Genomic DNA, 22,138 nt, shown 5'->3' with positions numbered 1-22,138 from the left:
GACGATGGATGCCGAAGCGCAGGAGAGTTTTCGACAGTTCGTGGCCGGCAGGTCCTCGGCGCTGTTGAGGACGGCCGTCCTGCTGACCGGCGGCGACCGGCACGCGGCCGAGGACCTGCTGCAGAACGCGCTGGTCAGGGCGGCCGGACGGTGGCAGCGGATCGACGAGCCGGAGGCGTACGTACGGCGCGTCCTGTACCGGCAGCAGATCAGCCGCTGGCGATTGAAGTGGCCGCGCCGGGAGGTGTCGGTCGCCGAGCTGCCGGAGGCCGGTACGGCCCCGGACGCCGCCGGCCGCGCGGAGCTGCGCCTGCTGCTGCGCACCGCCCTGTCCCGGCTCACCCCGCGCCAGCGCACCGTGCTGGTGCTGCGCTACTTCGAGGACCTGCCCGAGGCCGACGTGGCCCGGCTGCTGGGCTGCTCCGTCGGCACCGTACGGTCCACCACCCACCGCTCCCTGGCCCGGCTGCGCACGCTCGCACCCGAGCTGGCCGCTCTCGACAGCGGCGGCGGGCGGCCGTCCCGTGACTTCTCGCCCATGGAGGTGCGTCCGTGAACGTCGAGGAACTGGTGCGCGACTCCCTGCGGGAGATGGCGCTGGAGGCGCAGCCGGCGGCCGCGAACCTCGCCGACCGGGTGCTGGTGCTGCGCCGCAGGCGCCGTACCCGCCGGATCGCCGCTGTCGCCGTGTCCGCCGCGGCCGTGGTGACCGTCGCCGCGGCCGTGCCGCTGCTGGACGGCGGCGGGCGGGACGTACGGCCGGCGCACCTCACGCCCGGCCCGGTCGTCGCCCACGCCGACCAGTCGCCGCCGCGCCAGATGATCGGTGCCGGCAATGCCCTCGTGGCGGGGTACAGCACCCAGAGGCGGGTCGAGCAGCCCAACAAGGACGAGATCACCACGCGGACCTACCGGCTGCTGGACTCCCGCACCGGCACCTACAAGAAGGACGACCGCTGGTCCTTCGTGACCGTCGCGCCGGGCGCCCGCACGGCCGCGGTGCTGGAGCGCGAGCTGCCGGCCGCCCGGGTGGGGCTGCTCGACCTGTCCGACGGCCGGGTCAAGCGGTGGATCCCGGTGCCGCAGGGCGCGGGCGGGGCCGCCTTCTCGCCCGACGGGAGCAAGCTGGTCGTCACCACGTACGCCAAGAACCCCGACCGGGCCTTCTGGAGCGCCAAGATCCCGGTGAACGACAAGGTGGAGCCGCAGCAGGTGCCCAGCCGGACCGGTTTCACCGTCGTCGACGTCGCCTCCGGAACGGCGCACTGGCACGAACTGCCTTACTGGAAGGACAAGATGGGCTTCGGGGGCAACGCACGCGCGGATCTGCAGTTCAGCCGCGACGGCAAGTCGCTGTGGGAGCCGCTGCCGATGCGTCCGGGCCGCAAGTACCACGCCCTGGACGGCACGAACGTCCCGGCGCCCGCCGCCGAGAAGCACGTGCAGCCCTGGGTCGAGGCCGGTCTGTCGCCCGACGGCAGGCTCGCCGCGGGCGACTTCGCCGGGGAGGGCGACGAGATCGCCTCCGCCGTCGACGACGCCGTCACCGGCAAGGTCGTCACCAAGGTGCCCGGTCAGCAGCTGCTCGCCTGGGCGGACAACAAGCGGCTGATCGCCTGGGGCATCGGCGGCGACGGCAACGAGTTCCACCAGCGGCTGGTGCTCGTCACCATCGGCAGCAAGAAGGTCCAGCCGCTCAGCGGCTTCCGCTCGCCGAAGGACGACACCGGCGGTCGCTGGGAGCCGCTGTTCACGACCCGCTGACCAGCTCCTCGTACAGCGCCCGCAGCCCGTCGGCCGTCTCCCGGCCGGCGGGGAGCAGTGGGGGGCGGACCGGGCCCGCGGGCAGGCCGAGGTGGGCGAGGAGGGCCTTCGCGGTGACCGTGCCGGGCAGGCCCGCGCCCATCATCGCTTCCGTCAACGGGGTCACGGCCAGCTGGAGTTCGGCCGCGCGAGTGGTGTCGCCGGTGTCGAACGCCGCCAGGATCGCGGCGATCCGGTCCGGTACGGCGTTCGCGACCGTGCTCACGCAGCCCGCCGCTCCAACCGCGTACAGCGCCAGTACGTGCTCGTCGCAGCCCGCGTAGTACGCCAACTCGGTTCGCGCCAGCACCTTCTGGGTGCCGAGGAAGTCGTAGGAGCAGTCCTTGACGGCCACGATCCGGGGGTGCTCCGCGAGGCGGATCATCGTGTCGGGCTCGATCCGGGTGCCGGTGCGGCCCGGGATGTCGTAGAGCATCACCGGCAGGTCGCTCGCGTCGGCGACCTGGAGGAAGTGGGCGGCCACGGCCTCCTGCGGGGGCCGGCTGTAGTACGGCGTCACCACCAGGACCCCGTCGGCGCCCGCCTTCGCGGCCGTCAGCGCCAGCTCCACGGTGTGCCGGGTGTCGGCCGTGCCCACGCCGGTGACCAGCGCGGCCCGGTCGCCGACCGCCTCCCGCACGGCCGCGACCAGCCGTGCCTTCTCCTCGTCGGTCGTGGTGGGCGACTCGCCGGTGGTGCCGTTGAGGACCAGGCCGTCGCAGCCCTGCGCCACCAGGTGCGCGGCCAGCCGCTGGGCGCCGTCCAGGTCGAGGGCGCCCTCCCCGGTGAACGGCGTGATCATGGCGCAGAGGGTGCGGCCGAAGGGAGTGGGCCTATGGGTACTCGTCATGGGAGTAGTCTCGGCAGCACGTCCGTGAAGCTCTACTTAATTCTTCTACGAGGTGTCGGCAAGAATCTCTAATGAGTCAGGGGTGCGGGCGGAGGCCCTATGTCCAACTCGGCCCCTCATGGGTCACTATGGCCGGAGGGTCACCGACGTTCGTCATGGGAGGCACCATGAAGCTCGGCAAGGCACTGGCCACCGGCATCGCGGAGGAGCGGCCACTCGTCCGGGAGGAGAAGCCGCAGGTCGCCGAGGAGACCGTCCGCGCGGACGCGGCCGAACCGGCAGGCCCGGCCCGCGAAGAGGTCCCGGCCGCCCGATGAGGCTGCGGCTCCCGGCGGAACGCCCGACGGAGCCGCCGACCGGCTACAAGATCGCCCACCCGGTGCTGTCCCAGGACGGCACCCGGGCCGGGTTCACCGGAGTGTCGCTCGGCGGCGCACGGCCGTACGGCGTCCTGGACGACGCCTCCTGCGTCTACGGCTTCCGGCACCGACCGCCCGCGCGCCGGTGCGACTGCGGTTTCCACTGCGTGCACGACCGGGCGGCGGCCGAGGCCCTGCTGTGCACCGCCGACCACCGGGCGGCCGTCCTGCTGGAGGTCTCCGTCCTCGGCGCCTACATCCGCTTCGAACGCGGCTTCCGCTACGCCCGGCAGCGGGTGCGCACGGCCACGGCCGGGCCCTGCGGCTGCGGCGCCGGTGCCGTCGCGCTGGCCGACGCCGGCTGGGGCCGTCCGGGCTGGCGGGTCCTGGCCCCCGTCTGCGCCGCCTGCGTGCGCAGGCGCACGTCCGTCTCGCTCCCGGGCTTCGCCCGGCTGGCCGGGCACGGGCTGCGAATGATCGCGGGCGCCGGCGGCACGGCCCCCGCAGGCGCCGGGTTGACCGCCGGCGATGAGCTGGGCGTACCCGAACTCGTCGCCGAAGCGGCCCTGTTGCAGGCGCGTCTGGACTGGTTCCAGTCCCAACTCGCACGCCTCGGCGAACGCGGGACCGGCGGCGCCGGGCAGGGCTAACGACCTTCGGCAGGGGTACCCGGAGGTTCCGCACTGAGAGGAGGCGGAACGCCGTGACCGTGACCCCGAACACCCGGCCCGCGGCCGACGGGCACCCCTCCACGGGCGAACTCGTCGGCCGGGCCACCGAACAGCTCTCCCGGCTGCTGCGGCAGGAGGTCGCCCTCGCCAAGGAGGAACTGGCCGAGAAAGGGCGCCGCGCCGGACGGGGCGGCGGCCTGCTGGGCGCCGCAGGCGCCGTCGGCTACGTCGGGCTGATCACCCTGGCCGGAGCGGCCACCGCCGCCCTCTCCCTGGCGCTGCCCGTGTGGGCGGCGGCGCTCATCGTGGCAGCGGTGTTCTTCGCCGTCGCCGGCCTGCTGGCCGCGACTGGCCGCGCCCAGCTGCGCCGCGCCGCCCCGCCCACGCCCGAGAAGACGCTCGGCAGCGTCAGGGCGGACGTCGACGCCATCAGGGAAAGGGCACACCGATGACGCACAGGAACCCGCACGGCTCGGGCGCCAAGGGCCCCGACGAGTTGCGGCGGCAGATCGAACAGACCCGGAGCCAGCTGGGCGACACCGTCGCCCAGCTGGTGGACCGGGTCGATGTGAAGGGCCGGGCCCGGGCGCGCGCCGCCGACCTGAGGGACAAGGCCGGCGCCATGACCGTCCAGCTGCGCGCCGGCGCCGCCCAGGCGGGGCACGAAGTGCAGGACCGGGCGGCCAAGGCGGGCCACCTGGTCCAGGACCGCGCCGCGCGGGCCGGCCACACCGCGCAGGAACGGATGACCAAGGCCGGTCACCTGGTGCAGGAGCGGGCCGGGCACAGCCGGCACGCCCTGCGGGACCGGGCGGCCCACGCCGGTCACACCGCGGAGCACGACCTGCGGGTGCCGCGCCCGGTGCGGTCCGCCGTGAGCGCCGCGATGCGGCATCCCCGGCCGGCGCTGGTCATCGGCGCGGCCGGCGCCGCCGTCGTCGGCGCGGCCCTGATCTGGCGCCGGATGGACCGCTGCCAGTGAGTCGCTGCTGGTGAGGCGCCGTCGGTGAGTTGCTGCTGGTGAGCCGCTGCCGGTGAGCCACCGCCGGTGGCCCGCTGTCTGTGAGGCGCCGCGCGGGTGAGCCACCGCCAGTGGGCCGCTGCCGGTGCGGCGGCGCCGGTGAGTCGCTCCTGGTGAGGCGCTGCGAGTGAGGCGCCGCCGGCGAGTCACCGCCGGTGAGCCGCCGCCAGGAGCATCGGACGGCGGGACCGGCCGGGCGTGGAGCCGGGCCGGTCCCGCCGTCGTGTCACGGACGGAACCGCAGCACCTGCGGGTCGTGGTCGCTGATCTGGTCGTTGAACTCCGAGTTGATGTGCACGCTGTCGTACTCGAAGTCGCAGCCGCGGCGGATCGCCGGGCTGATCAGGATCTGGTCCAGGACCTGCTGGTTGCCCTGGTAGTCATAGGTGTACCGCTCGCTCTTCGGCAGCGACTTGATCGCCGACCACAGCTCGCCGTCCCCCTCCAGGATCCGCGCGGTCTCGGAGAACTCGAAGTCGTTCATGTCGCCGAGCGCGATGACGTTCGCGTTCTTGTCCGTGGCCAGGATGTCCTTGACGAACGCGTTCACCTCCGTCGCCTGGGCGTGCCGCTGGATCTCCGAGCTGCGCACCGGCGGCTGGTACTGCGAGGTCAGACCCTGGTCGCCGCCCTTGGAGTTGAGGTGGTTGGCGATCACGAAGACGGTCTTGCCGCGGAAGACGAACTCGCCCGCGAGCGGCTTGCGGCTGTTGCTCCAGGCCGCGTTCGCGGGGTCGATCCGGCCCGGGGAGACCGTCAGCTGCGCCTTGCCGTGCACCTTGGTGACGCCGACGGCGGTGGTCGAGTCGCCGCCCGCGCGGTCCACGAAGGAGACCCGCTCCGGGTTGAACAGGAACACCTGGCGGATGTTGCCGCCGGGCTCGCCGCCGTCCTGGTCGTTGACCGGGTTGACCGAGCGCCAGTCGTAGCGGGGGCCGCCGGCCGCGACGATCGCGTCGATCAGTTTGGTCACGGTCTGGTCCGCGTCGACCGTGCCGTCGTCCTTGGCGCCGTTGTTGTCCTGGATCTCCTCCAGGGACACGATGTCCGGCGACTGGAGGTTGTGCACGATCGCGGAGGCGTGCTGGTCGAAGGTGGCGTCCGACGGGTCGAGGTTCTCGACGTTGTACGTCGCCACCGCCAGTTCGCGGCTCGACTGCTTCTCGGTCGTCTCGCGCTCCAGGCCGGCGCTCCTCAGCGTGCCGAGCCGGCTCGCGACGAGGGTGTAGCCGCCGTACTGGTTGAAGTCCAGCGGGCCCGCGGTGGTGCCTTCCAGGGTGTCGCCGACGTTCGCCTTCGGGAAGTCGGCGGTCGGGCCCAGCGACTGGATCTGAAGCCGGCCGGTGTTCTGGGAGTCGTAGGAGCCGTAGACCGTGCCGCCGCGGCGGCTGCGGTGCTCCCACGGCTTCACCGTGACCCACAGCTCGCTGTACGGGTCGGTCGCGGTGACCACGCGCGCGTCGGCGACCTGGACGTTCATGCCCTCCAGGGACTCGTAGTAGTCCAGCGCGTACGCCGACGGGTCCAGCGGGAGGCCGTTGATCGAGTTGGCCGCGGCGGCGTCGCCGGTGGGCGCGTAGGCGTCCGGCACCGCGTCCTCGTCGACGACGACCGGCGCCGGGACCGCGTTGCCGGCGGAGACGGTGGTGATCACCGGCTTGGTGATCTCCGTCAGCGACTGGTTGCCGGAGGAGGTGCCGCCCGGGACGTACTCGGAGACCGTGCCGGTCACCTTCACCGCGTCACCGACCGCGACCTTCGGCGTGGAGCTGGTGAAGACGAACACGCCCTCGCTGGTGGCCGGGTTGTCGTCCGGGGTCGGGTCCTGGAGCCAGAAGCCTCTGGAGGAGCCGTACGTGCGCGTGGCCGTGACGATGCCGGGCACGTCCGTCACCTTCTGCCCGGCGAACGGGGATATCCGGGTCGTGCCCTGGATGTCGTGGACGCGCACCGAGTCGGCGTGCGCGGGCGCCGTGAGGACGACGGTGGAGGCCGCGCTGCAGACGGCGGCGACGGTGAGCGCGGCGAGGCGCGCGGAAGACCTGCTCGGCAAGGGATCCCTCCGGGGACGTGACGATGCGCCGGGACGAGGGTGGAACGGGAGCGTGTGGAGGTCGTAGCCCTCTGTGACACGCATAGAGCCGAGTGAACAGTTGTCCCCCCAACTTCTACGCGCGTCAATCTCCTGCCTGGCCCGGGGAGTTGTCAAGGTTTCGGCCATGGACGGCCGCTTACGGGGAGATGAACCGGGCGGCATGGGTGGAAATCCGTCTAGGCTGAGCGGCTGAGCCCGTTCACGGTCCGAGGAGAACCAGCCGATGTCAGACAGCTCCCCCCTGCCGCCCGTACGGCTGCATCCCGAAGCGGAGCTGGCGCGCGCCGCGCTGTCCACGCCGTTGCTCTCCCGGGCGGCCCGCCTCGCCCGCTGGGCCGGACCCGGCACCCGCGTCGACGCCGGCGGCGGACTGGTCGAGGAGCAGCTGCCGGCCGCCGTCGAACTGCTCGGACTGACCGGCGACGACGCCGTCGCGTACGCCAGCGAGGCCTGGCGGGTCGCCGTGGACGCCGGTCTGGTCGAGATCGTGGACGAGGAGGCCGGCACCGTCCGGGCCGGCGAGGAGCTGAAGCTGCTCACGGCGGGCTCCCCGAGGGACGTGCTCACCGTGTGGCTGGCCGCGCTGGAGACCGTCATCGCCGACGCGACCGTCCCCGACCTGGACGACCTGGTCGACGCGCTGGACGAGGGCGGCGAGGTCGATTTCTCGTCACTCGGCTGGGACCCGGAGGCCGAGGCGGAGTTCCTCGACGGCGTCCTCGGCAACCTCTACCTGCTGACGGTCAGTGAGGACGGCCCCGGCGACGGCACCGTCCCGCTGCCCGCGCTCGCCGCCTCCATGCTCGTGCCCGACGGCATGGGCGAGCCCACCAACGACGTCCTGGAGCAGGTCTCCGACGCGATGATGCGGCTGGACGACCAGTTCCGGGTGCTGGAGCCGGTCGGACTCGTGGACTACCGGCCGGTGGACGAGGCACTGATGGCCGACACCGACGAGGAGCCCGCCGCGACCGTGGACGACACGGACGTCGCCCGCTACGGCATGGTCCGCCTCACCCCGCTCGGCGTGTACGGGCTGCGGGCCCGTCTGCTGGAGGCCGGGTTCGCGGCCCCGGCTGTCGGCGACCTGGCCGACAAGGGCGCGGACGTCCTGCTCGACGGCACCGCCCGGTTCGGCCGGTCCGCCGCCCGGGCCGAGACCGAGCAGTGGCTGGCCCGCCGCGAACCGCTCGCGGCGGCACGCGAGTTGCTGGCGGCGGCCCGCGGCTCCGATGACGGGGCCCCGCTGCGCAGGCTCCGCTGCCAGCAGGCGCTGTCGCTGGTCGGCGCCGAGGCCGAACCCGCGCTGCGCGAGGTGCTGGACGACCCCGAGCTGGGCGGGCTCGCCCGGGTGTGGCTGAGCGAGCGGGGCGCCGCCGAGGTGCCGGCGCCGTCCGAGGACATGGTCTTCTGGCTGACCGTGGACACGCTGGCCGCACAGCTGGCGGCCGAGGGCAACTCGGAGGAACTCCAGGCCCTCGTGGAGGGGCTGGCCGCCCAGCACAGCGGGTTCTTCACGGCCGCCTGGCGGGTGGAGCACCCGGCCACCGCCGAGGTGCTGGACGCGATGGGGCGGCTGCACCCGGACAAGAAGGTGGCCAAGCAGGCCCGGAAGGCGGCCTTCAAGGCGCGTTCGCAGCAGGGGAGTTGAGGGCCCGTCCGGTCGGCGGCCCGACCGGTGCCTTTTGCTGGCGATGGGGTGGTGCGTACGGATTCTTGAACAAGGACCGGTGAAGTAGTCCGGCGTTCAACTCGCGTTCACAAGTGGGCGGGAGCGTGTGCGCCGAACCGAGGCCCCCCACCCTCCACGGCACTACCACCGTCGTCACAGGAGACACCATGTCGCTCACCCGCAGGGACTTCGCCAGAACATCCGCGATCACCGGTGCCGGGGTCGCCCTGGCGGGCAGCGTCGGCGCCCTCGCCACCGCGCCGAACGCCCTCGCCGCCACGGACACCGAGAGCACCGAGGCCGGGTCCGGGCACGGGGGCCACCACCACGGCGTCGGCTACGGCCCGCTGATCGCCGACCCCAAGGGCATCCTCGCCCTGCCCGCCGGCTTCTCGTACAAGATCATCACGTACAGCGGCAAGACCAAGCTGGAGTCCGGCGAGTTCACCCCGTCCAACCACGACGGCACCGCCACCTTCGAGGGCCCCCGCGGCACCACCCTCCTCGTCAACAACCACGAGCTGGCCGGCGCCCGCGCCCAGTGGCCGTACCCGGTGCCGCTCACCGAGGGCCTGGTCTACGACCCGGCGGCGGCCGGCGGCTGCACCGTCGTCGAGGTCCGCCGCGGCGGCGAGGTCGCCGAGTGGGTGGGCATCGCCGGCACCGCCACCAACTGCGCCGGTGGCAGCACCCCGTGGGGCACCTGGCTGACCTGCGAGGAGACCGAGGACAAGGCCGGAAAGAACGGCTTCACCAAGGACCACGGCTACGTCTTCGAGGTCGACCCCGAGGACCGCCGGGCCAACCGCGACCCCAAGCCCGTCAAGGCGCTGGGCCGCTACGCCCACGAGGCCGTCGTGGTCGACCCCAAGCGCGGTCACGTCTACCTCACCGAGGACGCCTCCGGCCCCAACGGCCTGTTCTACCGCTGGACCCCGCCGGAGGGCTTCCGCCACGGCCGTGGCAAGCTGCGCACCCTCGCCGACGACGCGGGCGTGCTCCAGGCGTTCAAGTGCTTCGACTCCGGCGGCAAGTTCGTGGACGACCTGTCGCGCGCCACGAAGATCGGCACCGTGTACGGCGTCGACTGGGTGGACGTCCCCGACCGCGACGCCAGGACGGTGTCGGTGCGCAAGCAGTTCACCGACGGCCAGGTCACCCGCGCCCGCAAGCTGGAGGGCATGTGGTGGGGCGACGGCGGCGTCTACGTCGTCTCCTCCTACGCCCGCCAGGAGAGCCCGGTGCAGCACGACGGCCAGGTCTGGTTCTACGACCCCAAGCGCCGCACCCTGACCCTGAAGGTGCTGCTCGGCGTGAACCCGGACCCGGCGAAGGACGGCGCCTTCGACGGCCCCGACAACATCACCGTCTCCCCGTACGGCGGCCTGGTCATCGCCGAGGACGGCGAGGGCGTCCAGCACCTGTTCGGCGCCACCGACAGCGGCCGGACCTACCCGATCGCCCGCAACGAGCTGAACATCGGCACGGCGGAGGCGCCGGAGTACAGCGAGTTCACGGGCGTCACCTTCTCGCCCGACGGCAAGACCCTGTTCGCCAACATCCAGACGCCGGGCATCATGCTGGCCATCACCGGCCCCTGGAAGCGCCAGAAGTGCGGCTGAGCCCTGCTGGGTGACTGACGCGCCCTTCACCGGGCGGGCGGCGGCGGTCACTTCACCGGCCCGCGTCGGCCGGTCAGGACCACCGCCGCCACAAGCAGGCCGGCCAGGGTGATCAGGGCGCCGGCGGCGAAGGCGTGGGCGGCGCCGTGGGTGAGGACGGCGCCGGGGGAGCCGGTGGTGTGCCGGGTGGCCGTGCCGTACACCGTGACCAGCACCGACAGGCCGACCGTGCCGCCCAGCCACTGCACGGTCTGGAGCAGTCCGGAGGCGGCGCCCGCGTCTTTCGGGGTGACGGCGGACAGGATCGTGGCGTTGAGCGGCATGAAGCTCAGGCCGAGGCCCAGGCCGACCAGCAGCAGCGGCCCGAGCAGCCCGGCCGCGTAGCCGTCCCCGGGCTCCAGCCGGGCCAGCCAGCCGGTGCCGAGCGCGGCCAGGGACATGCCGGTCAGCAGCACCGGCTTGGTGCCGAACCGGGGCAGCAGCCGGGGCACCAGCCGTACGGTCGTGAACATCACCAGGGTCATCGGCAGGAACGCGAAGCCCGCGCGCAAGGGGCTGTAGCCCAGCACCCGCTGGCCGAACAGGGTGAGGAAGTAGAAGGCGCCGAACATGCCCGCGGGCAGCAGCAGGATGCTCGCGTACCCGCCGGCCCGGTCGCGGTCCGCGAACAGGCGCAGCGGCAGCACCGGCTGGTCCGCGCGGGACTCCACCAGCAGGAAGCCGGCGAGCAGGACGGCCGCCGCGGCGAAGCCGAGCAGCGCCCGGGTGTCGTCCCAGCCGCCCTGCGAGACCTGGATGAACGCGTACACCAGCGAGGTCGTGGCGGCCGTCCCGGTCAGCGCGCCCGGCAGGTCGAAGCGGCCCGTGTGGCGCGGGGTCTCGGGCACGAAGCGGGGCAGGGCGAGGGCCAGGACGAGGCCGATGGGGACGTTGACGAGCAGCGCCCAGCGCCAGGAGGCCCACGAGGTGAGCATGCCGCCGAGGACCAGACCGACGGAGCCGCCGACGCCGGCCATGGAGGAGTAGACGCTCAGCGCGCGGTGCCGGCGCGGGCCGTCGGGGAAGCCGGTGGTGATCAGGGCGAGGGTGTTCGGGGCGATCAGGGCCGCGCCCACACCCTGCAGCGCGCGGGCGACGAGCAGTCGGCCGCCCTCGGTGGCGAGGCCGCCGAGCAGGGAGGACAGGGCGAACAGCAGGACGCCCGCGGTCAGGGTGCGCCGGCGGCCGAGGAGGTCGCCGACGCGTCCGCCGAGCAGCAGCAGGCCGCCGAAGGCGAGGGTGTAGGCGTTGAGGACCCAGGACAGGCCGGTGCCGCTGAAGCGCAGGCCCCGTTGGATGTCCGGCAGCGCCACGTTGACGACGGTGGAGTCGACGCCGACCATCAGGTAGGCGGTGACGATGACGAGCAGTGTGGTGCCGGGCCGCGCCGGTGGCGCGGATCTGGCGGAGGAGGCTTCCGTGGTGGGCGGGGCGGACGGTGCGGACGGGGTGGACATGGCGGTCTCCCGGTCTGGGCGCCCCCGGGCATGCGGGTTTCCGGGCAGGGGTGAGCCGCCCACGGAACACCACGGCAATAAGCGGGGACTGTCTCCGTTTAGTGCTCGATAAGATACGGAGAGGGTCCCCGGTTTGCAAGGAGTGAGTGGATGACGCAGGGCAGGCCCATGCGCGCGGACGCTCGGCGCAACTACGAGCGGCTGCTGAAGGTGGCCGCGGAAGCCTTCGCGGAGCACGGGGAGAACGCCTCGCTCGACGACATCGCCAAGCGGGCGGGCGTCGGATCGGGCACGCTCTACCGGCACTTCCCGACCCGGCAGGCGCTGCTGGAGGCGGCGTACGTGGACCGCATCGAGGCGCTCGGGGCGCGCGCCGACGAGCTGGCGCAGGAACGGCCGCCCGGCGAGGCCCTCACGGAGTGGCTGTACGAGCTGGCGGTCCGCACCCTCCAGGTGCGGGGCATGAAGGCCCTGCTCAGCTCGGCGGTGACGGAGCACGGCAGCGCGGCGGCGCTGACGGCGTGCGGGAACGTGGTGAAGGGTGCGGTGACCAAGCTCGTGGAGGCGGCGCAGGCCGAGGGGGCGCTGCGGGGGGACGTGGCGCCGATCGAGGTGCTGCGCCTGGCCCACGGAGTGGCCTCGGCGGCGGAGCTGGCCGGGGTGGGGGAGCCGGAGATCCGGCGCTATCTGGGGCTGTTGACGGAGGGGCTGCGGGCCGGCTGAGGTGACGGCCCGGCCACGGCGGAGCCACGGGCCGGGGGACCGCCGCCAGGACGGCGGCGAGTCCCCGGCCCGACTGCGCCGGCCCCTGCCGGGCTACAGGGCGCGCGCCCCCGGCTCGACCATGTTCCGTACGGTGCGGGCCTTCACGAACTCGCCCAGCGCCGTCATGTCCCACTCGCCGGAGAACTGGCGGATCAGCTTGGCCATCATGACGCCGGTCCGCGGCTCCGCGCCCGTCAGGTCGAAGCGGACCAGCTCCTCGCCCGAGGAGGCGTCGACCAGGCGGCAGTACGCCTTGGCGACCTCCGTGAACTTCTGGCCGGAGAAGGAGTTCACGGTGAAGACGAGCCCGGTGACCTCCTGGGGCAGCCGGCCGAGGTCGACGGTGATGACCTCGTCGTCGCCCGCGCCCTCGCCGGTCAGGTTGTCCCCGGAGTGCCGGACGGCGCCGTTCAGGATCGTCAGCTTGCCGAAGTAGCAGCTGTCGATGTGGTTGCGCTGCGGGCCGTAGGCGATGACCGAGGCGTCCAGGTCGATGTCCTTGCCGCGGAACGCCGGCTCCCAGCCGAGGCCCATCCGCACCTGGGAGAGCAGCGGCCGGCCGCCCTTGACGAGGGACACGGTCTGGTTCTTCTGGAGGCTGACCCGGCCCTTGTCCAGGTTGATCTTCCCGGCGCCGGGCGCGGGAGCGGGCGGCGGGGTCACCGGCTGCGGCGGTGCGGCGGGGGCGGCGGCCGGCTGCGGGGGAGCCACGGGGGCGGCGGCCGGCTGCGGCGGGGCGGCCTGCGCGGCAGGAGCCGCGGCCGGTTCCTCCACCGTCACGCCGAAGTCGGTCGCGATGCCCGCGAGCCCGTCGGCGTACCCCTGCCCGACGGCCCGCGCCTTCCACTGGCCGCCCCGGCGGTAGATCTCCACGACCACCAGCGCGGTCTCGCTGCCGAGCTGCGGCGGGGTGAACGTCGCCAGCACGGCGCCGCCGTCGGCGTCCCGGATGGTGGCCGTCGGCTCGATGCCCTGGAAGGTCTGGCCGGCCGCGTCCGGGCTGGCCGTGACGACGATCTTCTCGATCTCCGGCGGCACGGCGGCCGTGTCGACCGTGACCGCGTCCGGCGCCGTACCACCGCCCGACCGGTACGTCACGCCCGGCCCGGTGGGCTGGTTGTAGAAGATGAAGTCGTCGTCGGAGCGCACCTTGCCGTCACCGGTGAGCAGCAGGCCCGACACGTCGAGCCGCACCGGAGCGGAGACGTCCACCGTCACGCGCGCGGCCGACAGAGGGACGTTCGAGCCAGGGGTCATAGCTGTCATGCCGGGAGAACGAACGACACCGCTTTACCGTTCCCTTACCCGCCCCCGATCGGCTCAGGGCACCACCACGATCTTGCGTCCCACGCCCGCCGCGAACTGCTCCAGCGCCTGCGGGTACCGCTCCAGCGGGATCCGGTCGCTGATGAAGACGCCCGGGTCCAGCACGCCGTTCGCGAACAGTTCGGCCGCCCGCTCGAAGCTGTGCAGCACGGCCATGGAGCCGGTGATGGTGATCTCCTGGTTGTAGATCCGGTACGGGTCGATCGTCACGCGGGTCGCGTAGTCCGCCACCCCGAACTGGAGGAACGTGCCCGCCTTCGCGACCCGGTCCAGGCCGTCCTGGATCGCCGCCGCGTTGCCGGTGGCGTCGATCACGACGTCCCAGCCCTGCGGGCGGTCCAGTTCGTCGGCGTTCGCCGCGGACGCCGAGATGCCGAGCAGGCGGGCCGTCTCCAGACGGGCGGGATTGACGTCGACCACGTCCACGCTCGCCGCACCGGTCCGCTTGGCCAGCTCCAGCATCATCAGGCCCATGGTCCCGGAGCCGTAGATCAGCACGTGGGCGCCCAGCCGGGACCGGAGCACGTCGTAGCCGCGCACCGCGCAGGACAGGGGTTCCACCAGGGCCGCGTCCTCGGTGCGGACGTGGTCGGGCAGCTTCACGCAGTTGGCGACCGGGGCGAGCGCGTACTGTGCCGCACCGCCCGCCGTCGTCACGCCGATCGCCGCCCACCGCTCGCACAGGTTGTTGTGTCCGGTACGGCAGTACCGGCACTCGTGGCAGTACAGGGACGGGTCCACGGCCACCCGGTCGCCGACGGCCACCTCGGTGACCTGGGTGCCGGTGCCGACGACCGTGCCCGCGAACTCGTGCCCGGGGACGATCGGCAGCTTGGGCGCGAACTCGCCCTGGAGGATGTGCAGGTCGGTGCCGCACAGACCGCAGGCCGCGACCTCCACGACCACCTCGCGGGGGCCCGGTGTCGGGTCGGGCACCTCGGTGACGACGGCGCGGCCCACGGACTCGATGACGGCGGCCTTCATTTCACGGCTCCCAACGACAGGCCCTGGACCAGCTTGTCCTGGGCGGCGAACCCCGCGGCGAGCACCGGCAGGGAGATGACGAGCGACGCGGCGCACACCTTGGCCAGGAACAGGCCCTGGCTGGTGATGAAGCCGGTCAGGAAGACGGGGGCGGTCTCGGCGACCACGCCCGTCAGGACTCGGGCGAAGAGCAGTTCGTTCCAGCTGAAGATGAAGCAGATCAGGGCGGTGGCGGCGATGCCGGGCAGGGCGATCGGGGCCACCACGCGCGCGAGGATCACCGGGAGCCGGGCGCCGTCCACCCGCGCCGCCTCGATGACCGCGACCGGCACCTCGGCGAGGAAGGACTGCATCATCCACACGGCGATCGGCAGGTTCATGGAGGTGTACAGGACGACCAGCAGCCAGATGTTGTCGAGCATCCCGGCGTTCTTGGCGAACAGGTAGACCGGCAGCAGGCCCGCCACGGCCGGCAGCATCTTGGTGGACAGGAAGAAGAACAGGACGTCGGTCCACTTCCGCACCGGCCGGATCGACAGCGCGTAGGCCGCCGGGAGGGCCAGCAGCAGCACCAGGAGCGTCGAGGCGACCGACGCCACCGTGGAGTTGACCAGCGCGGGCCACGGGCTGGCCCCGCCGCCGCTGCCGAAGAACTCGCGGTAGCCGTCGAGCGTCAGCGACGCGGCGAAGGACGGCGGGTTGGTCGCCGCGTCCGCCTCGGAGTGGAAGGACGTCAGGGCCATCCACGCGATGGGCAGGAAGAAGACGATGCCGGCCAGCCAGGCCACCAGGCCGAGACCACCCCGGCGCAGTACGGCGGTCATGCGCGGGACACCTCCTCGCGGAACAGGGACGACACCACGCGCAGGGCGAAGGTCGCGATGACGATGGAGCCGATGACCACCAGGACTCCGGCGGCCGAGGCCAGCCCGTTCTCGTGGGCCTGGTAGAAGCTCTGGTAGACGGTGTAGGGCAGGTTGGCGGTGCCCAGGCCGCCGGACGTGATCGTGAAGACCGCGTCGAAGTTCTGGACGATGTAGATCGACCCGAGCAGCGCGCCCAGTTCCAGGTAGCGGCGCAGGTGAGGCAGGGTCAGATGGCGGAAGATCTGCCAGTCGCTCGCGCCGTCGACCCGCGCGGCCTCGATCTGCTGCTGGTCCCGGCTCTGCAGCCCGGCCAGCAGGATCAGCATCATGAACGGCGTCCACTGCCACACCAGGGAGGCCTCGACCGCGAGCAGCGGGGTGCGGGAGACCCAGTCCGGCTGGGGGCCGCCCACATAGTGCAGCAACCCGTTGAGCAAGCCGTACTCGGGGTTGTAGAGCACGTGCTTCCAGAGCAGCGCGGCGGCCACCGGCACCACCAGGAAGGGGGCGATGAGCAGGGTGCGGACGATGCCCCGGCCGCGGAACCGGCGGTCCAGCAGTAGTGCCAGCGCCAGCCCGAGGACCAGGCTGGCCAGCACCACGGCCGCCGTGAGCAGCACGGTCGTCCACACCGAGTGGCGCAGGTCGGCGTCGGTGAGCACCTGACGGTAGTTGTCCAGGCCGGTGAAGCGGCGGGCCTTGGGGTAGAGGGCGTTCCAGTCGAAGAAGGAGATCACCAGCGTGGCCACGAAGGGCAGCTGGGTCACCACGATCATGAAGACGAGGGCCGGCAGCAGCGGGGCGCGGGTGGCCCAGGCGCGCAGCCGGGCCGAGGGCTGCCTGACCGTCCGTGCGGGTGTGGCCGCGAGGGGGGCCGTGGTCGTCGCTGTCATCGTCCCTCGTACTCCTCGGAGATCTTCTCGGCGAGTGCCTGCGACTTCTTCAGGGCCGAGCCGACGGACTGGCGTCCGGCGATGGCCGCGCTGATCTCCTGGGAGACCTTGGTGCCGAGGTCGGTGAACTCGGGGATGCCGACGAACTGGATGCCGGGCGCGGGCCGCGGCTGCACGCCGGGGTCGTTCGGCCGGGCGCTCTCGATGGCCTCCTTGGTCATCTCCTGGAACGCGGCGGCCGACTTGCGGTAGTCGGCGTCGGTGTAGGTCGACGCCCGCTTGCCCGCCGGGACGTTCGACCAGCCGCTGGTCTCGCCGACCAGCCGCTCGTAGTCCTTGCCCGACGCCCAGGAGACGAACTTCCAGGCCTTGTCGGGGTTGCGGGAGGCCTGCTGGATGCCCCAGGCCCAGGTGTAGAGCCAGCCGGAGGACGCGGTGCGCTCGACGGGGGCGGGGGCGTAGCCGAGCTTGCCCTTGACCGGGGAGCCGGCCGCCTCCAGCAGCCCGGCCGCGGAGGTGGCGTCGTACCACATGGCGACCTTGCCCTGGGTCATGTTGTTCAGGCACTCGGCGAAGCCGGACTGGGCGGCGCCGGACTCGCCGTGCGCGCGGACGAGGTCGACGTAGAACTTCGTCGCCTTCTCGAAGGCCGGGGAGTCCAGGCGCGCCTTCCAGTCCTTGTCGAACCAGGTGCCGCCGAAGGTGTTCACGACCGTGGTCAGGGGTGCCATCAGCTCGCCCCAGCCGGGCAGCCCGCGCAGGCAGATGCCCCGCATGCCCGGCCGGGCGCCGTCCGCCTTCGCGGCCAGGTCGGCGACCTGCCGCCAGGTGGGGCGCTCGGGCATGGTCAGGCCCTTCGCCGCGAACACGTCCTTGCGGTACATGAGGAAGGACGACTCGCCGTAGAAGGGCTGCCCGTAGAGCTTGCCGTCGTCGCCGGTGAGGGACTGGCGCATCGGCTTGAGCACGTCCTGCTCGTCGTACGACGGGTCCTTCGCGACGTAGGAGTCCATCTCGTGCAGCCAGCCGTTGCGGGCGTAGATCGGTATCTCGTAGTTGGACAGGGTGGCCACGTCGTACTGTCCGGCCTGGTTGGCGAAGTCCTGGCTGATCTTGTCGCGGACGTCGTTCTCGGGCAGGACCGTGAAGTTGACCTTGATGCCGGTGTCCTTGGTGAAGTGGGCGGCGGTCAGCTTCTGCAGCTCGGTCATCTGCGGGTTGTTGACCATCAGGACGTTGATGGAGTCGCCGCCGGAACCGGTCCCGCCGGCACCGGCCCAGCAGCCGGAGAGCAGCGGGGCGAGCAGCGTCCCTGCGGCGGCCAGGGCGAGCGTGGCTCGCGGCCTCCGTCGGCTCGGGGTGCGCATGGATCGCTCCAGGAGATATGCGAAAGGGGGACATAAGGGGTGCTCGGGGGTGAGGAACACCCCAGGACGGGGGAGGAGTCGGAGAATCAGACCCGGATGACCTGCGGGCCCAGCAGGGAGTAGCGGTGCGCCTCGGCGGCCGGGAGCAGGGTGCTGGTCACGATCGCCTCCAGCGCGCCGATCTCCGCGAACCGGCAGAAGCTGACCGCGCCGAACTTGGTGTGCACGCCCGCGAAGACCGTGCGGCGGGCGGCCCGGACAGCCTGTGCCTTCACCTCGCTGACCGCCGGGTCCGGCGTGGTCAGGCCGTGTTCGCGGGAGATGCCGTTGGCCCCGATGTAGGCCAGGTCGATCACGAACCCGGCCAGCATCTTCGTCGTCCAGTGGTCGACGGTGGCCAGCGTGCCCGGGCGGACCCGGCCGCCGAGCAGCAGGACGGAGACCTGGCCGGCCTCCGCGAGCGCGCCCGCGACCGGCAGGGACGCGGTGACCACGGTCAGCGGCCGGTCCCTGGGCAGCGCCTCGGCGATGAGCTGCGGGGTGAAGCCCTCGTCGACGAAGACCGTCTCGGCGTCCCCGAGCAGCTCGGCCGCCGCGGCGGCGATCCGGCGCTTCTCGGGTACGTGGCTGGTGGCGCGGAAGGCGAGGGTCGTCTCGAACCCGGCGCTCTCCACCGGATAGGCGCCGCCGTGGGTGCGGCGGACCAGGCCGTGGTCCTCCAGGGCGCGCAGATCGCGCCGGATGGTCTCCTTGGCCACGCCCAGGTCGGCGGCGAGCGCGGTGACGTCCACCGAGCCGGTGGCGCGGGCGGCCCGCACGATCTCGCGCTGGCGTTCTTCCGCCGACCTGATGGTCATGTCGTCACCCACTTCCCTGTGGACCTGCCCGTTCGGGCCCTTGGGGGAAGTTCTACCGTCGGTGCGCGACGCTGACCAGGCCTGTTGCGGGCCCGATACTGCCCGCTTGTGCCCGCTTCGCGCGGGCCGTGCCCGGCGCGGACCTGCGCGGCTGCCGGGGGCGGGGTGGGATCGGGCACGGCGGATGCCCGGACACGGCGGCGGGCGGGCCCGTTCGGTGCCCGCCCGCGCGCGTGGACGATCGTTTCCGGCCGCCGGGAGCCCCCGGGGACCCGGCGAAGGGGTCAGTACGGCCAGATCGGCGGGTCGTTCACGAAGTGGCCGCCGAGGTGGCTGTGGGCCGGGTTCTCCGGGTCCAGCTCGCCCTGCTCGGCGAGGAGCTTCTCGGCGTACGGCTCGGAGTCGTCCTGGGGGTCGTAGCCGAGCGCCCGCGCGGTGGTCAGGTCCCACCACAGGCGGGTGTTGGCGGAGGAGCCGTAGACGACCGTGTGGCCGACCTCCTCGGCGGTCAGGGCCGCGTGGAAGAGCCGGGCGCCGTCGGCCGGGCTCATCCACACCGAGAGCATGCGGACGCTGGTGGGCTCCGGGAAGCAGGAGCCGATGCGCACGGAGACGGTCTCCAGGCCGTGCTTGTCCCAGTAGAGCTGGGCCAGGTCCTCGCCGAAGGACTTCGACAGGCCGTAGAAGGTGTCCGGGCGGCGCGGGGTGTCGACGGGGATCAGCGGCTCGCCCGCGCGCGGGGCGGGGGTGAAGCCGACGGCGTGGTTGGAGGAGGCGAAGACGATCCGCGGCACGCCCTCCTGGCGGGCGGCCTCGTACAGGTTGTAGGTGCCCTCGATGTTCGACCGCAGGATCTTCTCGAAGGGTGCCTCCAGGGAGATCCCCGCGAGGTGCAGGACCGCGTCCACGCCCCGCACCGCTTCGCGCAGCGCCTCCTTGTCACCGAGGTCCGCGGTGATCGCGTCCGGCTCGCCCTCGACGGGCCGCACGTCGAACAGGCGCAGCGTGTAGCCGTACTCCGGCAGCAGGGACCGCATCAGGGTGCCGAGCCCGCCGGCCGCGCCGGTGAGCAGGAGGGTGCGGGGAGCGGGCATCCTTCGAATCTCCTTGGGGTCCTGGGGTCCTGGGGTCAACGGCCGCATGGATGGACAGTATTCACATTCGTGGACACGCTAGGGAGGGGTGCCGCGCCCCGTCAAGTGTGCCGTGACAGGCGGAAATCCGCTCCGGTGTTGCCCGTTCGGGCGCTTGACCCGCTCCAATGGCGGCCCGTAGCGTGAAGTTGTTCAGAAATATAGACACCGATCAGAAACATGCACCGACAGGGAGCGCTTGTGACGCCAGCCCCTCTCGCCGCCCGGCTCCGCGATCCCAGCGGGCCGCTCTTCTTCCCCGTCACGGCCTACGGCCCCGGCGGCTCACTCGACCTGGACGTCTACCGCACCCATGTGCGCCGCGGCGTCGCGGCCGGTGCCGCCGCCGTCTTCGCCTGCTGCGGCACCGGGGAGTTCCACGCGCTGCTGCCGGAGGAGTTCGAGGCCTGCGTCCGGGTGGCCGTCGAGGCGGCCGAAGGGCGCGTCCCGGTCGTCGCGGGCGCCGGCTACGGCACTGCCCTCGCCGTCCGCTACGCGCGTCTCGCCGCCGGCGCGGGCGCCGACGGCCTCCTCGCCATGCCGCCGTACCTCGTGCTGGCCGGGCAGGAGGGGCTGCTGCGGCACTACCGGGAGGTCGCCGCCGCCACCGACCTGCCCGTCATCGTCTACCAGCGCGACAACGCCCTGTTCACCCCCGCGACCGTGGTCGAACTGGCCCGCACCGACGGCGTCATCGGCCTCAAGGACGGCCTCGGCGACCTGGACCTCATGCAGCGGACCGTCAGCGCCGTCCGCACCGAGGTGCCCGGCGACTTCCTGTACTTCAACGGCCTGCCCACCGCCGAGCAGACCCAGCTCGCCTACCGCGCCCTCGGCATCACCCTGTACTCCTCCGCGGTGTTCTGCTTCGCGCCGGAGATCGCCCTCGCCTTCCACCGCGCCCTGGAGACGGGCGACCTGCCCACCGCCCACCGGCTCCTGGACGGCTTCTACCGCCCCTTCGTCGAACTGCGCGCCCAGGGCCGCGGATACGCCGTCTCCCTCGTCAAGGCCGGGGTACGGCTGCGCGGCCTCGACGTCGGCGAGGTCCGGCCCCCGCTGCACGAGCCGGCCGAGGACCACGTCAAGCAACTCGCCCGGCTCATCGAACGCGGCCACGAACTGCTGGCGGAGCAGGCGTGAGCGAACACGGCCGCCGCCCGCCGGAGGGATGTGTGAGGGAGTACGGCTTCCCCCGGCGGAAGCGATGCGTGAAGGCGTGCGGCCACCCCCTCCCCGAGCAACCCGTGAACACGTACGGTCAGGCCCTGTCGAAGGAGGACACGTGAAGGCGTCGGCGTTCGTCTACCCCTGGGACGTCAACGGGGACCCCGCCGCCCCGGAGCGGCTCGCCGGACTCGGCGTGGAGCAGGTGACCCTGGCCTCCGCGTACCACTCCACCCGTGCCCTCACCCCCCGCCACCCCCGCCACCGCATCGTCACCGCCGAGTACGCGGCCGTCCTCTACCCGCCGGGCGACCGCTGGGCGGGCCGCGGCCTGCGCCCCTATCCCGCCGGCCGCTGGGCCCCCGGCAACGCCTACGGCGAGGCCGCCGAAGCCCTCGCCGCGGCCGGTCTGGAGGTGCACACCTGGGTCGTGCTCGCCCACAACTCCCGCCTCGGCGCCGAACACCCGGACACCTCGGTGGTCAACGCGTACGGCGACCGCTACCCGTGGGCCCCCTGCGTCGCCCAGCCCGCCACCCGCGCCTACCTGGTCGACCTGGCCGCCGAGGCCGCCGTACGCCCCGGCGCGCACGGCACCGAACTGGAGTCCCTCGGCTGGTACGGGCTCCAGCATCTGCACGCCCACGACAAGACCGCCGGCGTCGGCCTCGGGGACGCCGGGCAGTACCTGATGTCCCTGTGCTTCTGCCCGTCCTGCCGCACCGGCTACGGCGAGCGGGGACTGGACGCCGACGCGCTGGCCGGGTCCGTGCGCGAGGCGCTGGAGCCGCTGTGGCGGGGCACGGCGGACGACGAGGGCTGGCCGACGGTGGAGAAGCTGCTCGGCGGGGACACGGCCGCCGCCACGCGCGCCTGGCGGGACACCACCGCCCGCACCCTCCAGGAGGAGGCCGTCACCGCCGTACGCGCCGCCGCGCCGGACGGCTTCCAGGTCCTGCTGCACGCCGACCCGGTCCCGTACCACTGCGGAGCCAACGCGGGCGTCGACCCCGCCCACATCCTGTCCGTGGCCGACGGCGTGGTGGTGCCCTGCACCGGCGGTACGGCCCTGCTGGCGCCCTTCGCCGGGCAGGCGCAGAAGCTGCAGCGCGGGATCAATGACCCGCGGCTCGGCTCACACGTCACCATCACGGACACCCGGGTCACGGGTGACCTCCGGGAGGCGACCGT

General features: G+C 72.7%; 21 protein-coding genes. 11 read left to right on the top strand and 10 right to left on the bottom strand.

All coding sequences use genetic code 11. The annotated features are described in order from the left end of the window. The first annotated feature begins 4 nt into the window (after positions 1-4). Positions 5-556: a SigE family RNA polymerase sigma factor gene (locus tag ABZV94_RS16650; protein WP_356341018.1), complete on the top strand. Its 552-nt coding sequence runs from the start codon at positions 5-7 to the stop codon at positions 554-556. Beyond that, entirely contained in the window at positions 553-1,764 is a 1,212-nt protein-coding gene (locus ABZV94_RS16645) for a WD40 repeat domain-containing protein (protein ID WP_356341017.1), read from the top strand. Before ABZV94_RS16650 ends, ABZV94_RS16645 begins: the two co-directional genes overlap by 4 nt. Here ABZV94_RS16645 and dapA read toward each other — a convergent pair. Then, entirely contained in the window at positions 1,751-2,653 is a 903-nt protein-coding gene (gene dapA, locus ABZV94_RS16640) for a 4-hydroxy-tetrahydrodipicolinate synthase (protein ID WP_356341015.1), read from the bottom strand. The genes ABZV94_RS16645 and dapA overlap by 14 nt on opposite strands. Before the next feature lie 167 nt (positions 2,654-2,820). Between dapA and ABZV94_RS16635 the strand changes: the two genes are divergently transcribed. From ABZV94_RS16635 to ABZV94_RS16620, 4 genes are read left to right on the top strand one after another with little or no spacing between them, the layout of a single operon-like run. Further along, a complete protein-coding gene (locus ABZV94_RS16635; RefSeq protein ID WP_356341014.1) occupies positions 2,821-2,970 on the top strand; it encodes a hypothetical protein in 150 nt (49 codons plus the stop codon). Next, the gene (locus ABZV94_RS16630; RefSeq protein ID WP_356341012.1) at positions 2,967-3,662 is read left to right on the top strand and encodes a hypothetical protein; all 696 of its coding nucleotides are present in this window, start codon (positions 2,967-2,969) and stop codon (positions 3,660-3,662) included. Before ABZV94_RS16635 ends, ABZV94_RS16630 begins: the two co-directional genes overlap by 4 nt. A gap of 53 nt (positions 3,663-3,715) precedes the next feature. Beyond that, the gene (locus ABZV94_RS16625; protein ID WP_356341011.1) at positions 3,716-4,135 is read left to right on the top strand and encodes a phage holin family protein; all 420 of its coding nucleotides are present in this window, start codon (positions 3,716-3,718) and stop codon (positions 4,133-4,135) included. After that, complete coding sequence (locus ABZV94_RS16620; RefSeq protein WP_356341010.1) at positions 4,132-4,665, top strand: DUF3618 domain-containing protein; 534 nt, start codon at positions 4,132-4,134, stop codon at positions 4,663-4,665. The genes ABZV94_RS16625 and ABZV94_RS16620 overlap by 4 nt, the downstream gene beginning before the upstream one ends. 265 nt (positions 4,666-4,930) lie before the next feature. On the opposite strand, the gene ABZV94_RS16615 is transcribed toward ABZV94_RS16620, so the two are convergent. Beyond that, complete coding sequence (locus ABZV94_RS16615; RefSeq protein WP_356341008.1) at positions 4,931-6,757, bottom strand: endonuclease/exonuclease/phosphatase family protein; 1,827 nt, start codon at positions 6,755-6,757, stop codon at positions 4,931-4,933. Between the two features lie 265 nt (positions 6,758-7,022). Here ABZV94_RS16615 and ABZV94_RS16610 point away from each other — a divergent pair, with 265 nt between their 5' ends. Next, entirely contained in the window at positions 7,023-8,450 is a 1,428-nt protein-coding gene (locus ABZV94_RS16610) for a hypothetical protein (protein ID WP_356341007.1), read from the top strand. A 188-nt stretch (positions 8,451-8,638) separates the two neighbouring features. Beyond that, positions 8,639-10,093, top strand: coding sequence for an alkaline phosphatase PhoX (locus ABZV94_RS16605; protein ID WP_356341005.1), 1,455 nt, complete (start codon positions 8,639-8,641; stop codon positions 10,091-10,093). Between the two features lie 47 nt (positions 10,094-10,140). Here the strand turns inward: ABZV94_RS16605 and ABZV94_RS16600 are convergent, their stop codons facing one another. After that, positions 10,141-11,589 (bottom strand): MFS transporter, encoded by a 1,449-nt coding sequence (locus tag ABZV94_RS16600; protein ID WP_356341004.1) that lies wholly within the window; start codon positions 11,587-11,589, stop codon positions 10,141-10,143. Between the two features lie 150 nt (positions 11,590-11,739). Here ABZV94_RS16600 and ABZV94_RS16595 point away from each other — a divergent pair, with 150 nt between their 5' ends. Next, positions 11,740-12,312 carry a TetR/AcrR family transcriptional regulator gene (locus tag ABZV94_RS16595; RefSeq protein WP_356341003.1) on the top strand — a complete coding sequence of 191 codons (573 nt, stop codon included), beginning with the start codon at positions 11,740-11,742 and terminating at the stop codon, positions 12,310-12,312. A gap of 93 nt (positions 12,313-12,405) precedes the next feature. Here the strand turns inward: ABZV94_RS16595 and ABZV94_RS16590 are convergent, their stop codons facing one another. The 7 genes from ABZV94_RS16590 to ABZV94_RS16560 all read right to left on the bottom strand — a co-directional run bounded on the left by ABZV94_RS16590 (position 12,406) and on the right by ABZV94_RS16560 (position 19,741). Next, positions 12,406-13,611 (bottom strand): TerD family protein, encoded by a 1,206-nt coding sequence (locus tag ABZV94_RS16590; RefSeq protein ID WP_356341001.1) that lies wholly within the window; start codon positions 13,609-13,611, stop codon positions 12,406-12,408. A 63-nt stretch (positions 13,612-13,674) separates the two neighbouring features. Further along, complete coding sequence (locus ABZV94_RS16585; protein WP_356341000.1) at positions 13,675-14,664, bottom strand: zinc-dependent alcohol dehydrogenase family protein; 990 nt, start codon at positions 14,662-14,664, stop codon at positions 13,675-13,677. Continuing rightward, entirely contained in the window at positions 14,661-15,488 is an 828-nt protein-coding gene (locus tag ABZV94_RS16580) for a carbohydrate ABC transporter permease (protein ID WP_356340998.1), read from the bottom strand. Before ABZV94_RS16580 ends, ABZV94_RS16585 begins: the two co-directional genes overlap by 4 nt. Next, positions 15,485-16,423, bottom strand: coding sequence for a sugar ABC transporter permease (locus ABZV94_RS16575; RefSeq protein WP_356340997.1), 939 nt, complete (start codon positions 16,421-16,423; stop codon positions 15,485-15,487). Before ABZV94_RS16575 ends, ABZV94_RS16580 begins: the two co-directional genes overlap by 4 nt. Next, positions 16,420-17,790, bottom strand: coding sequence for a sugar ABC transporter substrate-binding protein (locus tag ABZV94_RS16570; protein ID WP_356340996.1), 1,371 nt, complete (start codon positions 17,788-17,790; stop codon positions 16,420-16,422). Before ABZV94_RS16570 ends, ABZV94_RS16575 begins: the two co-directional genes overlap by 4 nt. A gap of 86 nt (positions 17,791-17,876) precedes the next feature. Further along, entirely contained in the window at positions 17,877-18,647 is a 771-nt protein-coding gene (locus ABZV94_RS16565) for a DeoR/GlpR family DNA-binding transcription regulator (protein ID WP_356340995.1), read from the bottom strand. A 284-nt stretch (positions 18,648-18,931) separates the two neighbouring features. Next, positions 18,932-19,741 carry an NAD(P)-dependent oxidoreductase gene (locus ABZV94_RS16560; protein WP_356340994.1) on the bottom strand — a complete coding sequence of 270 codons (810 nt, stop codon included), beginning with the start codon at positions 19,739-19,741 and terminating at the stop codon, positions 18,932-18,934. Positions 19,742-19,981: 240 nt separating this feature from the next. Here ABZV94_RS16560 and ABZV94_RS16555 point away from each other — a divergent pair, with 240 nt between their 5' ends. Both ABZV94_RS16555 and ABZV94_RS16550 read left to right on the top strand, forming a co-directional pair. Next, positions 19,982-20,923, top strand: coding sequence for a 5-dehydro-4-deoxyglucarate dehydratase (locus ABZV94_RS16555; RefSeq protein WP_356340992.1), 942 nt, complete (start codon positions 19,982-19,984; stop codon positions 20,921-20,923). 142 nt (positions 20,924-21,065) lie between these two features. Continuing rightward, positions 21,066-22,138: hypothetical protein (locus ABZV94_RS16550; RefSeq protein ID WP_356340991.1), on the top strand; the 1,073-nt coding region annotated here is incomplete at its 3' end.

Source organism: Streptomyces sp. NPDC004658, assembly GCF_040609555.1.
In the GTDB taxonomy this organism is placed as follows: domain Bacteria; phylum Actinomycetota; class Actinomycetes; order Streptomycetales; family Streptomycetaceae; genus Streptomyces.
The sequence above is the reverse complement of the archived record's forward strand: the minus strand, read 5'-3'. Positions and strand labels throughout refer to the sequence as shown.

Bases quoted from the DNA above. Each gene is read 5' to 3' on its own strand.
- ABZV94_RS16570 (WP_356340996.1), bottom strand. From the start codon at position 17,790: ATGCGCACCCCGAGCCGACGGAGGCCGCGAGCCACGCTCGCCCTGGCC.
- ABZV94_RS16600 (WP_356341004.1), bottom strand. From the start codon at position 11,589: ATGTCCACCCCGTCCGCACCGTCCGCCCCGCCCACCACGGAAGCCTCC.
- ABZV94_RS16580 (WP_356340998.1), bottom strand. From the start codon at position 15,488: ATGACCGCCGTACTGCGCCGGGGTGGTCTCGGCCTGGTGGCCTGGCTG.
- ABZV94_RS16575 (WP_356340997.1), bottom strand. From the start codon at position 16,423: ATGACAGCGACGACCACGGCCCCCCTCGCGGCCACACCCGCACGGACG.
- ABZV94_RS16590 (WP_356341001.1), bottom strand. From the start codon at position 13,611: ATGACCCCTGGCTCGAACGTCCCTCTGTCGGCCGCGCGCGTGACGGTG.
- dapA (WP_356341015.1), bottom strand. From the start codon at position 2,653: ATGACGAGTACCCATAGGCCCACTCCCTTCGGCCGCACCCTCTGCGCC.
- ABZV94_RS16635 (WP_356341014.1), top strand. From the start codon at position 2,821: ATGAAGCTCGGCAAGGCACTGGCCACCGGCATCGCGGAGGAGCGGCCA.
- ABZV94_RS16605 (WP_356341005.1), top strand. From the start codon at position 8,639: ATGTCGCTCACCCGCAGGGACTTCGCCAGAACATCCGCGATCACCGGT.
- ABZV94_RS16610 (WP_356341007.1), top strand. From the start codon at position 7,023: ATGTCAGACAGCTCCCCCCTGCCGCCCGTACGGCTGCATCCCGAAGCG.
- ABZV94_RS16595 (WP_356341003.1), top strand. From the start codon at position 11,740: ATGACGCAGGGCAGGCCCATGCGCGCGGACGCTCGGCGCAACTACGAG.
- ABZV94_RS16560 (WP_356340994.1), bottom strand. From the start codon at position 19,741: ATGCCCGCTCCCCGCACCCTCCTGCTCACCGGCGCGGCCGGCGGGCTC.
- ABZV94_RS16585 (WP_356341000.1), bottom strand. From the start codon at position 14,664: ATGAAGGCCGCCGTCATCGAGTCCGTGGGCCGCGCCGTCGTCACCGAG.
- ABZV94_RS16650 (WP_356341018.1), top strand. From the start codon at position 5: ATGGATGCCGAAGCGCAGGAGAGTTTTCGACAGTTCGTGGCCGGCAGG.
- ABZV94_RS16565 (WP_356340995.1), bottom strand. From the start codon at position 18,647: ATGACCATCAGGTCGGCGGAAGAACGCCAGCGCGAGATCGTGCGGGCC.
- ABZV94_RS16620 (WP_356341010.1), top strand. From the start codon at position 4,132: ATGACGCACAGGAACCCGCACGGCTCGGGCGCCAAGGGCCCCGACGAG.
- ABZV94_RS16630 (WP_356341012.1), top strand. From the start codon at position 2,967: ATGAGGCTGCGGCTCCCGGCGGAACGCCCGACGGAGCCGCCGACCGGC.